Source organism: Rahnella inusitata, assembly GCF_965118895.1.
GTDB classification, from domain to species: domain Bacteria; phylum Pseudomonadota; class Gammaproteobacteria; order Enterobacterales; family Enterobacteriaceae; genus Rahnella; species Rahnella inusitata_A.
On record NZ_CBCPJJ010000014.1, the window covers coordinates 312929 to 329471 of the forward strand.

Consider the following 16543-nt stretch of genomic DNA (forward strand, 5'->3'; position numbering starts at 1 on the left):
GTTATACGGTTTGAAGGCTGAAAATGCCAGCCGTCAGGACGATGTGCCTCACGTTTTGAGAGTTAGCTGATCATTTGACGTATTCAATGTTATTGACGTACCAGGTCGCGTCACCGACCGGCGTGGTGACCACCAGACTGTCACCGACTTCCTTTTTCAGCAGCGCGCGCGCCATCGGGGAGTCGATAGAAATATAGTCGCGGCGGCCAAAGATTTCATCGTAGCCGACAATGCGAAAACGTTTGATGTCGCCATCGTCGTTTTCCACTTCCACCCAGGCGCCGAAGAACACTTTGCCGTCCTGCTGCGGCGAGTAATCGACGATGCGTAACTGCTCCAGACATTTGGTCAGATAGCGCACGCGACGGTCGATCTCGCGCAGGCGCTTTTTGTTGTACTGGTAATCGGCATTTTCGCTGCGATCGCCAAGGCTGGCGGCCCAGGTTACCTTTTTAGTGACTTCCGGTCGTTCTTCGCGCCACAAGAAATCCAGCTCAGTTTTGAGTTTGTCATAGCCTTCGCGGGTAATGAGTTTGGTCTTCATGCTACCTGTCGCCTTCCACACGTGTGTATTCCAAAATTCCTGCGGCCATTGTTTCACACAATCGCGTGACTGACAGCGCAGAAATTGGCCGAAAAAACTGACGGGATGCTACGTTTTATCTGATGGCTTTTTAAACGAATAATTATTATCCTTCGCCGTACTTATTGCGGTTTTCTTACCGTTTGAGATTTTTCGCAATATTTTGAATACATAATAATTTTATCAAAAAATCACTTCTGGTAACGGGTCACAGGGATTAGGGGTACAGCTACAAATGGATTTACTCAAATTTTTACTGCGTTTGCCTTTTACATTGATAAAAGGCGTCCTGCGCGCATTGGCCTTTATTTTCGGTCTGCTCGGTCGCGTCATTAAACCTGTTGTCGGCAACATCGACTGGCGTGCGCCGGTCTGGTGGACGGCAATGTCCGGCGGACTGAGGCGCAGTTTTGCGCGCATGGAAGGCGGGGTAGATAAACACCCGAAAGCCATCAGCCTGACAATTTTGGTATTGCTGTGCGCCGCGGGTGCGGCCGTTTACGGCTATCACTGGTGGTTAAACCGTCCGCAGCCGATCGAACCGGCACCGATGGTGTATCAGGAAACCAGCGTACGGGTCAGTGGCCCGGAAGCGGTGAACTACGCCGCGCAAAAGCTGGCACCGCAGCAGGTGACGTTTTACTTTAAAAATTCCGCCGCGCCGCTGACTGACGTCGGCAAAGTGGTGGAAAAAGGGATTTCTCTGAAACCTGCCGCCGAAGGCGAGTGGAAATGGCTGAGCGGCTATACGTTAGCCTTCGTGCCGAAAAATCCGCTGCCGATGGGCACCAAATATGAAGTGAATTTTACCCCTGACGTGCTGCTAGCGCCGCAAATCAAACTGGCGGTGACCAGGTATGAATTTACCGCGCCTGCGTTTGATTATCAGCTGGGCGAGGCCGAGTACTATCAGGACCCGCAGGATCCACAGAAACGCAGCGCGATTTTTAACGTCAAATTCAATGCACCGGTAGACGTTGCCAGCTTTGAGAAACAGGTTTCTCTCGCCCTGACTGAAGGCAACGCTAAAACCGAGTCCGCGCTGAATTACTCCGTGGTCTACGACCAGAAAAAACTCAATGCCTGGGTGCATTCCGAACCGCTGAAATCTCTCGATCACGGCGGTGCCGTGCATGTGACGATAGGCGAGGGTGTGAAAGCCTCGGTAGCCTCGAATACCACCACACAGGCGCGTAACGGCTGGGTTTCCGTGCCCACGCTTTACAGCCTGACCGTCAACGAAGCCAGCGCGCAGGTTGTGGATGCCGAAGGTTCGAAAGGTCAGCGTGCGCTGATCCTAGGCTTCAGTGATGCGGTGAAAGACAAAGATATCCGCCGCGCGGTGAAAGTCTGGCTGCTGCCGCAGCATGATCCGAATGATTCAGAGTCCGCGACCGGCCCGGATGATTACGCCAGCTGGGATGTGCAAAGCGTTGAAAACAACGTGCTCGCGCAGTCCACGCCGTTAAACATTCAGCTTAATGAGGCCGAAAGCGATTATCAGCCGCAGTTCAGTTTCCGCTTCGATGCGCCTGCGCACCGTTCGATGCTGGTGGAAATCGACAACTTGCTGACCTCCTCCGGCGGCTACAAAATGCCGGAAAAAGTCTACCGCATCGTAGCGGTACCGGATTATCCGAAATCGCTGCAATTTATGTCACAGGGTTCGCTGCTGTCGGTGAACGGTGATAAGCAAATCAGCGTCGCGGCGCGCAACGTGCCGGGCATGCGTCTGGACATCAAGCGCGTGATCCCAAGCCAGCTGCAACACATTGTCTCCTTCAAAAGCCGTCAGTATTCTTCGGCGGAATTTAACCGTCTGAATGACGAGTACTTTACTGAGCACTTCAAATATCAGACGGCGGTGAATAACGACAAGCCGGGTGAAGTGAATTATCAGGGCGTCGATCTGTCCCGTTATCTTTCGACCGATCCGGCCTCCCATCGTGGCGTATTCCTGCTGACGCTGTCGGAGTGGGATCCGAAGAAGAAAGAAGAAAAACCGGCCACCGATGACGATGGCAATCAGTATCAGGACGACGACCAGAGCGGGGACGAAGCGCCGGTCGGTGATTCGCGCTTTGTGGTAGTCACCGATTTGGGGATTATTGCCAAGCGTTCGCAGGATAAAACCCGCGATGTATTTGTGCAGTCGATTCACAGCGGTACGCCGGTCAGTAACGCCAAAGTATCGGTGATTGCGAAAAATGGCGTCACGCTGCTGACTCAAAACACCGGTGCCGACGGCCACGTGCGATTCCCTGCGCTGGATGTTTACACCAGTGAACGTCAGCCGGTGATGTTCCTGGTAGAAAAAGAGGGCGATGTTTCCTTCCTGCCTGCCGATCGCGATAACGATCGCGGCCTCGACTTCTCACGTTTTGACGTCGACGGCGAAATCACTCCGAATGACCCGCGCACGCTGAGCAGTTATCTGTTCTCCGATCGCGGCGTTTATCGTCCGGGCGATACATTCAATATCGGTCTGATCACTCGTGCCGCCGAGTGGAGCAATGGTCTGGCGGGCGTGCCGGTGCGTGCAGAAATTCACGATCCGCGCGATAAGCTGATGAGTACCCTTCCGCTGACGCTCGGTGCCAGTGGTTTCAACGAACTGAGTTACACCACCGACGAAAATTCGCCGACCGGTGAATGGAACGTCTATCTGTATCTGATCGGTAAAGATAATGAGTCTTCGACGTTCCTCGGCCACACCTCGGTGAACGTCAAGGAATTTGAGCCGGACCAGCTGAAAGTGAAACTCCAGCTGACGCCGGAACGTAAGCAAGGCTGGGTCAAACCTTCTGAATTACAAGCCAATATTGACGTACAAAACCTGTTCGGTACGCCTGCGCAGGATCATCGCGTGACCTCGAAACTGACGCTGCGCCCGATGTATCCAAGCTTCGATCAGTTCCCGGAATATGCGTTCTACGAAAATCGCCAGAACAGCGACGGTTTCGAAACGGAGCTGGAAGACCGCACTACCGATGAAAAAGGTGCCGCGACGATTCCGCTGGATCTGAAATCGTACGCTGATGCGACCTATCAGCTGCAACTGCTGTCGGAAGCCTTTGTGGCCGGTGGCGGACGCTCAGTGTCAGCTACCGCGCGGGTGCTGGTGTCACCGTATGATTATCTGGTCGGTGTAAAACCGGATGGCGATCTGGGTTACATCAATCACGGCGCGGTGCGTCATCTGAATGTGATTGCCGTTGACCCGACGCTAAAACAAATCGCCCTGCCTGCGCTGAAAGTGGCGCTGATCGAACAGAAATACATTTCTGTACTGACCAAACAGGATTCTGGCGTTTACAAATACCAGTCGAAAATGAAGGAAGTGCAGCTTTCAGAACAGCCTTTATCGCTGACGGCGCAGGGCAATGACCTGACGCTGGCAACCGACAAACCGGGTGATTTCGTGCTGGTGGTCGAAGATGCGCAGGGTAACGTGCTGAACCGCATCGGTTATAGCGTCGCCGGGAACGCCAACCTCAGCCGCTCGCTGGACCGCAACGCCGAGCTGAAGCTGAAACTCAATCAGGGCGAATATCTGCCGGCCGATGAAATCGAAGTGTCGATCAATGCGCCTTACACCGGCAGCGGTCTTATCACCATCGAGAAAGACAAAGTCTACAGCTGGCAGTGGTTCCACACTGATACCACCAGTTCGGTGCAGAAAATCACCGTTCCGGCGGGCATGGAAGGCAATGGTTACATCAACGTGCAGTTTGTGCGTGATGTGAATTCAGATGAAATCTTCATGAGCCCGCTGAGTTATGGCGTAATGCCGTTTAAAATCAGCACCAAAGCGCGTCAAAACTATCTGGAAGTCGAGGCGCCTGACGTGATCAAACCGGGTGAAAACCTGGCGATGACGGTCATGACTGACGGCCCGCAGCAGGTGGCGCTGTTTGCCGTCGATGAAGGCATCCTGCAGGTGGCGCGTTATCGTCTGAAAGATCCGCTGGAGTACTTCTTCCGCAAGCGTGAGCTGGGCGTGGAAAGCTCGCAAATCCTCGACCTGATCCTGCCGGAATTTAGCAAGCTGATGCAGCTGGCTGCGGCACCGGGAGGTGACGGCGGCGAAGGGCTGGATCTGAACGTCAATCCGTTCAAACGTAAACGTGATAAGCCGGTGGCCTACTGGTCTGGCATTACCGAAGTGAATGGTGAAAAGCAGTTCGATTATCAGGTGCCGGATTACTTCAACGGCAAAATCCGCGTGATGGCCATTTCCGTCACGCCGGACAAAATCGGCAAAGCGCAAACTTCTGCCACCGTGCGTGACAACTTCATCATGACGCCGAACGTGCCGTCGATGGTGGCGCCGGGCGATGAGTTTGACGTCAGCGTGGGCGTAAGCAATAACCTTGAAGGGCTGAACGGTAAGAGCGTGGCGATCGCCGTGCATCTTAGCGTGCCGCCGCAGCTGGCAGTGGTCGGCAAAGCAGATCAGAACCTGTCGCTGGCGGAAAAACGCGAGGGCGTGATTAACTTCCGTCTGCGTGCCAACGCCGTTCCAGGCGATGCGCCGCTGGTATTTGAAGCGACCTATGCCGATAAAACCAGCCGCCGCACGATCAGTACGTCGGTGCGTCCGGCGATGCCATTCCGTACGCAGTCTGTTATGGGGCGCATGAGCGGCAGCAGTCAGAACGTCGATAATCTGCGTCAGATGTTTGATGCCTACGCGGTGCGCAAGGCGGCGGTGTCAAATTCGCCACTGGTGCTGACCAGCGGGTTGTCTCAATATCTGGCGGATTATCCTTACTACTGTTCGGAGCAGATCGTCAGCCGTTCGATTCCGATGATCCTTGAAGGTCTGCATCCGGAAATGAAAGGCAATCTGAGTCAGGCCGGAACCAGCAAAAAGCTGAAAGACATGCTGGCTATCCTGCGCTCGCGTCAGAACGACAGCGGCGCGATTGGCCTGTGGCGCTCGTCGCCGGAAACCGATCCGTTCGTGACGCCTTACGTGGTGCAATATCTGCTGGAAGCTAAAGCCGCGGGCGTGGCGTTACCGGCCGGAATGCTGGAAGAAGCCAACGCGGCACTGCGCGTGCTGGCGGCAAATCAGAATGACGATTTATACAACCTGCGTCTGCGCGCGTGGGCGGTATATCTGCTGACACGTCAGGGCGAAATCACGACCAGTTCGCTGGCCTCGGTGCAGGATACGCTGCAACAACGCTACCCTGACACGTGGAAAACCGATCTCAGCGCGTTATATCTGGCCTCGTCCTACCGCATGCTGAAAATGGATGATGAAGCCAATACGCTGTTGCAACCGACGTGGAAGCAGCTGAGCAAGGCTTACGACAAAGGCTGGTGGACGCAGAGTTACTTCGACCCGCTGGTACAGGACGCGACGCGGCTGTATCTGATCACCCGCCACTTCCCGGAAAAAGTGTCTGCTATTCCGCCGCAGGTGCTGGAAAACATGGTCAAATCGCTGAAAGAAGAGCGTTACACCACGTATTCCTCCGCGATGAGTATTCTGGCGCTGGAGAGTTATTCCGCACAGGTCGCGGCGCAGGCAACGGCGCCGGATGCGCTAAAAATCACGCAGATCAGCAAAACCAAAAATGTTGAACCGCAGTTGATTTCCAGCATTCAGGGGCTGTTTGCCAAAGCCAATTTCACCGCCGATGCGAAAGCGCTGCGGGTCGAAAACGGCAATGATGCGCCCGCCTGGTATGTGGTCACTCAGGCCGGTTACGATCTGGCGGCTCCGAAAAAAGCCATTTCGCGCGGTCTGGAAATTACCCGTGATTACACCGATGAAAAAGGCAATGCGGTCACGCAGGTGACGCTGGGGCAGAAGATCAATGTGCATCTGAAAGTCCGCGCCAATTCGAAAGAAGGGCAGAGCAATCTGGCGATTGTCGATTTGCTGCCGGGTGGATTTGAAGTGGTACAGCAGACGCCACCGGAACCGGAAGCGGACAGCAGTAACGAAACCAGTGAGGCCGATGCGTCGGCATCCTGGCAGTCGCCGCTGGCCGCATCGGGCTCGACGTGGGCGCCGGATTACAGCGATATTCGCGAAGATCGCGTGGTCATTTACGGCAGCGCCAGTACCGACGTGCAGGAGTTTGTGTATCAGATCAAAGCCACCAACACCGGCAGCTTTGTGATCCCGCCAGCGTATGGCGAGGCGATGTATGACCGCGAAGTTCAGGCATTGTCCGTCAGTGATAAAAAACTGATTGTCGTGCCTGCGGCTGACAATAAATAACAGCGGGTGCAACACACTCACTGAAGACTGCGCCCCGCCTCTGAACGCGGGGCGCAACTTTTCCAGAGTAGCCAGATGATTACCTTTCCCGCATTTTTCAAAGCAGCGAAACGCCTGCTGCAAAACATTGCCATGGGCGTCTTTTTACTGGCGCTGATTGTGCTGGCCTGCCGTTTGTGGCCGCATCCGCCGCTTTCGCAGGGGCAACCTTTCTCCACAGTCTATTATGACCGCCAGGGCACGCTGATGCGTATCACGCTGGCCAACGATGACCGCTACCGTTTATGGACGCCGCTGGAGCAGGTTTCTCCGCTGGCGATCAACGGTTTGCTGCTGCACGAAGACCGCTGGTTTTACGTCAATCCTGGTTTCAATCCGTTCAGCCTGATACGCGGTTTCTGGCGCAGCTACGTCGCGGGCGGCAAAATGCAGGGCGGTTCCACCATCACCATGCAGCTGGCGCGTATGCGCTGGCATCTCAATACCCGCACGCCGTCGGGCAAAATCATGCAAGTTTTGCGCGCAGTGCAGCTGGAATTGAGTTATTCCAAACATGACATTCTCGAAGCCTATCTAAACTACGCGCCTTATGGTCGAAATATCGAGAGCATCGGCGCGGCCAGCCTGATCTATTTCGACAAAGTACCGAAAGACCTGACGCTGCCGGAAGCGCTGACGCTGGCGGTGCTGCCTCAATCGCCGAGCTTTCGTATTGATGCTAAAACCGGCGTGCTCGGCACGGCGCTGACGCAGGCGCGCAACCGTCTGTTCGTCCGCTGGCAGGCGCAGTACACCACCGATAGCAGCCAGCTTTCGCTGTTTAAACTGCCACTGGCGCTGCGTCAGCCCGAGCGAATGCCGTATATCGCACCGCACTTTATCGAGCAGCTGCGCCAGCAAAATCAGCAGTTAATCCAGACGAATAACCGCGTCGATACCACGCTGGACGCCGGTTTGCAGCGGCTTATAGAACGGCAGGTGAACGCGTTTATTACCCGCAATCAAAGCCGTGGAATCCAGAACGCGGCGGTGCTGCTGGTCGATACAAGGGATATGGGCGTGCGAGCGCTGATGGGATCGGCGGATTATTACAACCGCAGTATTCAGGGGCAGGTCAACGGCACCAACGCCAAACGCTCCCCGGGTTCCGCGCTCAAGCCGTTCATCTATGCACTCGGAATGGAGCAGGGCGTGCTGCACCCGATGACCATCCTGAAAGATGTGCCTTCTGCGTTTGGCGCTTACGCGCCGGAGAACTTCGACCGGCGCTTTCTCGGGCCGGTGACCGCAACCGATGCCCTGAATTTCAGCCGCAACATTCCGGCGGTGTACGTCGCGTCGCAGCTTCGCCAGCCATCGTTCTATCAGTTTCTGCGGCTTTCCGGCGTCGCCAACATGTCCAGTGAGAATCACTATGGCCTCTCGCTGGTACTGGGTGGTGGCGAAGTGACGATGCAGGAGCTGGGAAAACTGTACGCGCTGCTGGCTAATCGTGGCGTATTGCAACCATTACGTATGCAGCAAAGCGACCCTCGTCCGACTACGCCGGTCCGGCTGCTGAGCGAAGAAGCCAGCTTTATGACGCTGGACATGCTGCGTCAGCACCGCCGCCCCGGCGATACGCTGGCGCAGCAGCCGTCCTCGCTGCCGGTCTACTGGAAAACCGGCACTTCGTGGGGATTTCGCGATGCGTGGAGCGTCGGGATTTTCGGCCCTTACGTACTGGTGGTGTGGGAGGGGAATTTCGACAGTAAGGGCAACAACGTGTTTGTCGGTGCTGAGGCTGCCGCGCCACTTTTCTTCAACATTATTGACAGTATCAGTGCCAGCTATCCGGCGTTACAGGAACCCAGACGCCCGTTCCCTAAACAGCTAAAACGAGTGGATATCTGCCTCGCCAGCGGTGATTTACCCACGCCGTGGTGTCAGCAAAAAGGCAAAACCTGGTTCATTCCTGGCAAGTCGCCGATCAAAGTCGACACCGTTTATCGCCCGGTGCGGCTGGATAAACTGACCGGCGACGTGGCGTGCCCGCCTTTTGATGAAGACGAAACCCGCATCGAAGTGTTCGAGTTCTGGCCATCGGACTTGGCGAACGTGTTTGCGCAGGCCGGACTGCCGAAGCGTAAACCGCCGGTGAACCGTTGCAAAGATAACGGCGTTGATGTCGGCGGCAATCCTCCGCGCATTACCTCGCCGCTGAAAAATACCACTTATACGCTGCGACAATCCCAGCAGGGTCGTGACCGGATTTCTTTCAATGCGGTGACCGACGCTGACAGCAAAACGGTGTACTGGTTTGTCGATGACATCTACCTTGGCAGCTCGGCCAGCAAAACCGCCATCGACTGGCGCCCGATCAACAACGGCCAGTACCGCATTCGCGCCGTTGACGATCGCGGACGAGCGGACAGCCGGTTAATCAGTATTGAGATTGTGAATTAGGGTTAAGGCCGCGCTGCAAGAAATGATTGCGCGGCCTTTTGTATCATTCGTTCATTAGCGAATATCGACTTTCAGCGTGGCAGTGGCGTCAAAAGCACCGGTATCCAGTTCACCGCCGACCAAATTCATTGGAAAGGCCGTCAGCGTAATTTTCCCCAGCCCATTCTGATTCATCGGCAATATACCTTGTGCAAATGGCACGTAAGTCCCACCGGCATCTTCGACGACGATCCCTATATCTGCTTTATTATCGGACGGACGACGTCGGGCTACCAGATAGTACTGATCCTGAACGTCCTGGCCATCGAGGGTCATCAGCAGTTTATTATTGGCAGGAATAATAGGCAGACCGCTTTGCGTACAGTCATAGAGGATATTGAAAGTCACGCGCCGGTAGTCATCCGGAGGGGTGTTTTTTTTAGTGAATTTACCTACCTGAATAGCGCCGAAATTGACTGCGATGATTTCCCCCTGATTGATTTCACAACTTTGCGGTACTCTCAGAGTGCCACTGAGATAAATAATGGCGACGGGCGAGCCCAGCGGTGGTGCGGTGGTTGTTACCGTGGCGGAAGAGGCGTAAATGCGGGCAATTTCCGTACGCGGGATGGTGATTTCGCCGACGAAAGGCGTAGTGATGTAAAATGTCACTTTCCCCTGCGAGCCCGTGTTCAGGTTATCCTGCGAAGCTTGCTGCTGACAGATGCCGGTATTTTCTTTATCCCAGTGATGTGTTCCATCACTGACTGCTTTGGCGGTGGGCACGGTAACATAGTCATTTTTCGGAATAGCAATTTGGGTCATGACATCCAGGTGATCATTAATTTTATAGTAATTTGTCGTGTGCCCGAGGGGTAAAGATGTTTGCAGGCTGTACATAATTAACACCCCATTAGCGCTCGCCGCATCGGTATTTGAGCAGTTACAGGTGATCTGATAATTTTGCTGACTGCTATTGAGTGTCTCCTCGAAACTATTACCTCTCGAATTTTCGTCGCTGCGTACATCACGCAAAATCATGTTTTCATAAGAGGTAGCGCCGCCAGTAGCGGGTTCACAAATAGCCGTGCTCGCATAACACGGGGCAGCGCACGCGCCCAGGATGATCAGCACCATCCCAAATATTTTGCCGGCATTATTCTTCATTATTTATGTCCTTAAACACAGGGGCTCGTGACGGATTGAACAGAGGCTGCTGCTTGCCTGAGATTGAGGCTGGCTTTGCATTGCTGGTTTACGCTGGTGCCCCATTTCACGTGTAATCTGATGGGTTGATCGACTTTGACGCCGGATAGATACAGAACCCCGCCATCATCGACGATATTCTCTAATGTCTGGTCTTCGCTGACCGCCACAGCGCCGAAAGGCACAACAGATCCGTCAGAACGCGTGAGTTTAATCAATACGCGAACGCCAATACGGGCGTCGAAATGTGCAACGACCATGGCGCCTTTATTAGGGATAACCAGTTCAGAAGTATTTGTAACATCCACATCTGCCGGCAATGTGGTGGTATCAATCACGATTCGATTTTCAGTGTAAGAAGTGAGATAAGGCACCACGGCGTAGCCTCGCCAGTCTGTTTTGAGGCCGGGAATATTTTGCACCCGTGCACCGCTGGCGCCATTGGTATCAATCAGTGCAAAAGAGTCGCCGAGCGGCTGAGAAAGCGTGACCCCTTTTTCATGGGCAACAATGCCGCCTGCAAGGCCATAACTGGTTTGCTGTGAATGATCGTCGTAGTAATAACCGGCATTCATTGTGCCGTAGGATGAGCGATAGGATGCATTCAGGTTACTGCTGTCGCCACCCCCCTGATCCGCATGGCTTTGTTGAAGGGAATAGCTGAGCCGGTAATCATCCAGTGCAGTCCCGCTGAGGCCAACCTGTTGGCGCGTGTCGCCATTTTTCTGATGCGTGACGTTATATGTCGCCCAGCTCTGTGGTAGCCATCGACTCAAAGGAACGCGCATATTCAGTGCAAACTGCTGATCGTTCTCCTGATTTTCCATCTGGCTGTAAGAGTAAGAGAAGTTGTAACTGATCCCGTACAAGCTGGTGTTCATGCCGAGGGAGATATTTTTCTCTTTGTTGGTGCTGCGCCAGTAGTCCTGCTGATAAGCCGATAAATAGAGACTCGCCCCTTCCCATAGCGCCTGATTAACACTGGCCTGGTATTTGCTGCGTTTATGTCCATCCTGAGACGCATTGTCCTGAGACTGATTAGCTTCGTCAAAATCGTAGAAACCGCTGGTCGAATAGCGATAGCTGGCTACGGAAAAGTTAGTGTCCGTTGTTTCGACATTTTTTGAGTATTGAAAACGATAGGACTGACCGCTGCTATTTTGGTCGTCGTCCAGTCGGGTCTGAGCCTGAGTCACATCGACAGATACCGAACCGAGGGCCAACAGGCTGAAACCCATCCCTGCCTGACCCGAAACATAATCAGGCGACACTAATAAGCCAGCATAGGTGGTTATTTCATTTGAAACCCCGTAGATCACCGTGCCCTGTGCAAATTCCGGTTCTTTATCGCCACTATCGTTCGAGCGATAGCGGCCAACGGTACTGCTGTACTTCAAACGCCCAGGTCGCTGCATAACGGGTACGGCAGAAAAGGGCTGGTTAAATTTGCGTTCCGTGCCGTCGGCTTCTTTAACCGTTACTTCCAGATCACCACTGTAAGACGAAGGATAAAGGTCATTAATTTCGAACGCACCCGGCGCGACATAGCTTTGATAAATGATGTAGCCGTCTTGTCTGATGGTCACTTCGGCATTGGAATTGGCAATGCCGCGAATGGTGGGTGCGAAGCCACGCTGGCTGTTGGGCAACATATTGTCGTCGGAAGACAATTGAACACCGGTAAATTGCAGGCTGGGAAAGAGATCGCTCGGCGTGGAGCTTTCGCCTATTAGCAACTGAGACTTGAGGGATTTAATATCCCGTTGCGCATAAGTCGAGATTGCATCCCAGCTTTGCTGGCCATCGCTGTTACTGTATGTGCTGTAGTTGCGAAGGCGCCATGCGCCCAGATTCAAGCCATTTTGCAGATTCAAATACTGACTGGAATCATCACTGCCGTTTTTATTCTTCCGCTGTGAGCTCGAAAATGCGTAGTTAGAAAATAGAGCAGGTACGCCATCGTCCCATTTTTTGGGGTCAACATAGCCACTGGCTTTACGTTCCATAGCGGCTTGTGGAATGCTGAAATCCAGACGCATTCTGTTGAAATCGAACTTTGCATCCGCAGCCGGAATATATAAGGTCAGGTTGTTAAGTGGTGCGTCATGCGGGTGTTGCATCAGGGACGGAAAGGCATCAACGCGAACATTCAACGCACGAAGCAAATCAGGAGTGATTTCCGGGCTCAAAGAGCCGTCAGACTTTTGGTCATAGCGGATGTTTTGCTGTAATGCTTTTTCCTGATTCACGTAAATTACAGTGTTATAGACACCGGCAACCTGCGCCTTTTCACTTAGTGCGAAGACAGAAAGATCCACATTTTCGGCTGCCTGACCATTGTTTTCCAATAATCTCGGATCGAAATAGACTTCTTCAGCGTGGACTGAATGAACAAGAAATGTGATCACAAAAAAATACAACTTACCCCAGGCGCTAAGGTTTTACCCTGCTGACGGGGAGCATACGTGCTGTTTCCCGGTATTTGTGTATGCGCTTCGTTACCCATAGTCGTCTTCCCTGATCTTCCTGATGGCGAATTAACGCGTGGTCAAACTAAAGCGCTCGCTTTTCCGGCTCGGTATCTCCGCCGTAGTCGTTGATTGCTCTCCACTCAACGGTATTACCGGTATTGTTCGCAGGTAATGTCACGTTGAGCTGACTGCCTGGTGCAATCATGTCGGTATCCTTAAGCATGCTGTTACCGACGATCAGGTAGCTGAATACCACGTAATAAGGAGAGGGGTTATTGATAATAAGATGACCATTGACGCGTGAAAAAGTCAGTAACTTGTAAGCGTCAAATGCTTTCCCTTGTAATTTATCAGGGCGATAAAAAAGTTTTATCCTTGTCTTAATGACGAGTCGTAACTCGTTTGATTCATTTTTCGGCGTAGAAGGTATAGCCCGGACATTAATATAAAATATCGATTCTTTCTCCCTGGGCAGTTCACCACCTGTATACGATATGCGTAAATTATTCTCCTCATTAGCGTTTAACCTGAATAACGGTGGGGTCACGACAAAAGGCCCGCGTGTTTTACCATCACCATTATCGACCCATGATTGGATCAGAAAGGGTTTACTGTCAGATTTATTACTAAGGGGTAATGAAGCTTCCTTTTTATTTGCTTCATAAATTACCCGCGTGCGGCCCACAAGAATTCCGCCACCATAGCTCAGCTGAATCGGTAGAAAAAACAGAAGAGTAAATGTAATGATTGAATTGATGATATTACGCATTTAGATGATTGCATCCAGTAATGAATGATAGATATTCCGTTACCCGGGTAATGAAAAATGGCCCATTTTACTGGGCCTGCCTCTGAGGAGTGGCTTAACGGTAATCGAGCGTTACATTGACGCTTGCATCAGCCGGACCTGCAGTGATCAGATCAGGGGTTTTGTAGGACTGATAATTCGCCAGCAGATTGACGTTCATCGTAGCGCTGTTGATGTCGTAAGTTATGGTTGGTAATGTATTGAGAAGCATCACGTCTTTTGTTGCGGCATCCAGAATCTGAATCCCTACACCGTCGGCCATAGTATCGCCAAAACTATTTCCTAATTTCACTAAATTTGGATGTGTTGCGTCTACCGCTTCAGCTTCCAGCCACACACGAAAGTGCGGGATGGGGTCATTTTGCACCTTTGCAACAGGGCAGTTAGCCAGTGGCAGAGTAAAAGGAATATTGGGTGACGTATCATTAATCTCGCGGAATTGTGCCGCAGAATAGGTGCCTAATTCAACTTCAACATCATTACCACCATTAATGATACAAGCGGTTTTTATAATCTCACCGTGAAAATTTATTCTTCCATCTATCGCATAACTGTTACCGGCTAATGCCAGCAGTAACCCACTTACTATGAGCTTGTATGTCGTTTTCATTTTCGCGTCCATTCTGAAATAAAAAATCAAGAGTTTAGTCACAGGCACGCTTGATTAATATATTCGTGATACTAATCAAATTCCTGTGAACGCGGATTCTATCAACTGTTTTACACATTGAATAGTGTGTATCGATCATTATCACGTTAGCTTTATAAAGCCGGGATTTTTATATTCATTTAAATGATCATTCGTTATTTTTTAATTCACCCAGATGATTATTTGGTGTTTTGGTTAAATGATTTAATCGGGGGTGGACGTTACAAATTCCCTTTTATTAAACATTTTAATTTAATAGTTATGGTAAGTGAGTTTCTTGAAATATCAGCGGCTGCAGTAAAGAGTTATATTTATTCGTTTATTTTAAGTTAATCTTGTTTCTGAAATTTCTTTTTATCAATGAACTATTGAAATGTAATGGTTGAGTGTTGAGCCGTTGAGGTCAGGGGGTGTGTAAAAAATGTCCAACTGGGATCGCGACAAACCGTAACAAACCAATCCTAGATGACGGTAGATTCCTCTGATATTGTTGATAAATTAGGAAATCCGTATTCATTGTTACAATTTCGACTAGAATATATACCATTAAACGCTGTCTGTTTTGGCTCATATTTCTAACAATAGAAGCTTCAGGCATTCACGCCTTTGGGAGAGTTACATGCAAGAAAATCACAAGATTCTGGTTGTCGATGACGACATGCGTCTGCGCGCACTTTTAGAACGTTATCTGACAGAGCAGGGCTTCCAGGTGCGCAGCGTTGCGAATGCCGAGCAGATGGATCGCCTGCTGACCCGTGAATCCTTCCATCTGATGGTGCTGGATTTGATGTTGCCGGGTGAAGACGGTTTATCTATCTGCCGCCGCCTGCGCAGCCAGAGCAACCCGATGCCGATCATTATGGTGACGGCGAAAGGTGAAGAAGTTGACCGTATCGTCGGCCTGGAAATTGGCGCCGACGACTACATCCCTAAGCCATTCAACCCACGGGAACTGCTGGCGCGTATCCGTGCCGTGTTGCGCCGCCAGGCCAACGAGTTGCCGGGCGCACCTTCTCAGGAAGAAGCAGTGATTTCGTTCGGTAAGTTCAAACTGAACCTCGGTACCCGCGAGATGTTCCGCGAAGATGAGCCTATGCCGCTGACCAGTGGTGAGTTCGCCGTCCTGAAAGCGCTGGTGAGCCATCCGCGTGAACCGCTGTCCCGTGACAAGCTGATGAATCTGGCGCGTGGCCGTGAATACAGTGCAATGGAGCGTTCTATCGACGTGCAGATTTCCCGTCTGCGCCGCATGGTAGAAGAAGATCCGGCGCATCCGCGTTATATCCAGACCGTCTGGGGTCTGGGCTACGTCTTCGTCCCGGACGGCAGTAAGGCATGAGACGAATACGCTTTTCACCGCGTAGCTCGTTTGCCCGAACACTGTTATTAATCGTCACCTTGCTGTTCGTCAGCCTGGTGACGACCTATCTGGTGGTGCTGAACTTCGCCATCTTACCGAGCCTGCAGCAGTTCAATAAGGTGCTGGCATACGAAGTCCGTATGCTGATGACAGACCGTTTGCAGCTGGAAGATGGCACGTTGCTGGCAGTTCCACCGGCGTTTCGTCGCGAGATTTATCGCGAACTGGGCATCTCTCTCTATACCAACTCTGCGGCTGAGGAGAGCGGTCTGCGCTGGGCGCAGCACTACGAATTTCTGAGTCAGCAGATGGCCCAGCAGCTCGGTGGGCCGACTGACGTGCGTGTGGAAGTAAACAAAAACACGCCGGTGGTATGGCTGAAAACCTGGCTATCGCCTGACATCTGGGTACGCGTTCCTCTTACTGAAATCCATCAGGGTGATTTTTCCCCGCTGTTCCGCTATACGCTCGCGATTATGTTGCTGGCGATCGGCGGCGCATGGCTATTCATTCGTATTCAGAACCGACCCCTTGTGGAACTTGAGCACGCTGCGTTGCAGGTGGGTAAAGGGATTATCCCTCCGCCGCTGCGTGAATACGGCGCGTCTGAAGTCCGTTCGGTAACGCGAGCCTTCAACCAGATGGCTGCCGGTGTAAAACTGCTGGCCGATGACCGCACTTTACTGATGGCGGGTGTCAGCCATGATTTACGCACCCCGCTGACGCGCATCCGTTTAGCCACAGAAATGATGAGCGACGGCGATGGGTATCTTGCAGAGTCGATCAATAAAGACATTGAAG

The 16543-nt window shown here is 52.2% G+C and carries 9 protein-coding genes; 4 read left to right on the forward strand and 5 right to left on the reverse strand.

What is annotated here, in order from left to right; translation table 11 throughout:
- Nucleotides 1-70: 70 nt before the first annotated feature.
- Nucleotides 71-544 carry a transcription elongation factor GreB gene (greB, locus tag ACMHLI_RS14850; RefSeq protein WP_413530132.1) on the reverse strand — a complete coding sequence of 158 codons (474 nt, stop codon included), beginning with the start codon at nt 542-544 and terminating at the stop codon, nt 71-73.
- Nucleotides 545-818: 274 nt separating this feature from the next.
- Between greB and ACMHLI_RS14855 the strand changes: the two genes are divergently transcribed.
- Both ACMHLI_RS14855 and pbpC read left to right on the forward strand, forming a co-directional pair.
- Complete coding sequence (locus ACMHLI_RS14855; protein WP_413530133.1) at nt 819-6824, forward strand: MG2 domain-containing protein; 6006 nt, start codon at nt 819-821, stop codon at nt 6822-6824.
- A 75-nt stretch (nt 6825-6899) separates the two neighbouring features.
- Entirely contained in the window at nt 6900-9269 is a 2370-nt protein-coding gene (gene pbpC / locus ACMHLI_RS14860; RefSeq protein ID WP_413530134.1) for a penicillin-binding protein 1C, read from the forward strand.
- A gap of 54 nt (nt 9270-9323) precedes the next feature.
- Here the strand turns inward: pbpC and ACMHLI_RS14865 are convergent, their stop codons facing one another.
- From ACMHLI_RS14865 to ACMHLI_RS14880, 4 genes are all read right to left on the reverse strand, one after another.
- A complete protein-coding gene (locus tag ACMHLI_RS14865; protein WP_413530135.1) occupies nt 9324-10415 on the reverse strand; it encodes a fimbrial protein in 1092 nt (363 codons plus the stop codon).
- A gap of 11 nt (nt 10416-10426) precedes the next feature.
- Nucleotides 10427-12874: a fimbria/pilus outer membrane usher protein gene (locus ACMHLI_RS14870; protein WP_413530136.1), complete on the reverse strand. Its 2448-nt coding sequence runs from the start codon at nt 12872-12874 to the stop codon at nt 10427-10429.
- 133 nt (nt 12875-13007) lie between these two features.
- Nucleotides 13008-13694 (reverse strand): molecular chaperone, encoded by a 687-nt coding sequence (locus ACMHLI_RS14875; RefSeq protein ID WP_413530137.1) that lies wholly within the window; start codon nt 13692-13694, stop codon nt 13008-13010.
- 94 nt (nt 13695-13788) lie between these two features.
- Nucleotides 13789-14343, reverse strand: coding sequence for a fimbrial protein (locus tag ACMHLI_RS14880; RefSeq protein ID WP_413530138.1), 555 nt, complete (start codon nt 14341-14343; stop codon nt 13789-13791).
- 658 nt (nt 14344-15001) lie between these two features.
- Between ACMHLI_RS14880 and ompR the strand changes: the two genes are divergently transcribed.
- On the forward strand, nt 15002-15721 hold the full coding sequence (gene ompR, locus ACMHLI_RS14885) for a two-component system response regulator OmpR (protein WP_009635740.1): 720 nt from the start codon (nt 15002-15004) through the stop codon (nt 15719-15721).
- Nucleotides 15718-16543, forward strand: an 826-nt coding sequence (gene envZ, locus ACMHLI_RS14890; RefSeq protein WP_413530139.1) for a two-component system sensor histidine kinase EnvZ, incomplete at its 3' end; no start/stop codon positions are given. The genes ompR and envZ, both read left to right, overlap by 4 nt.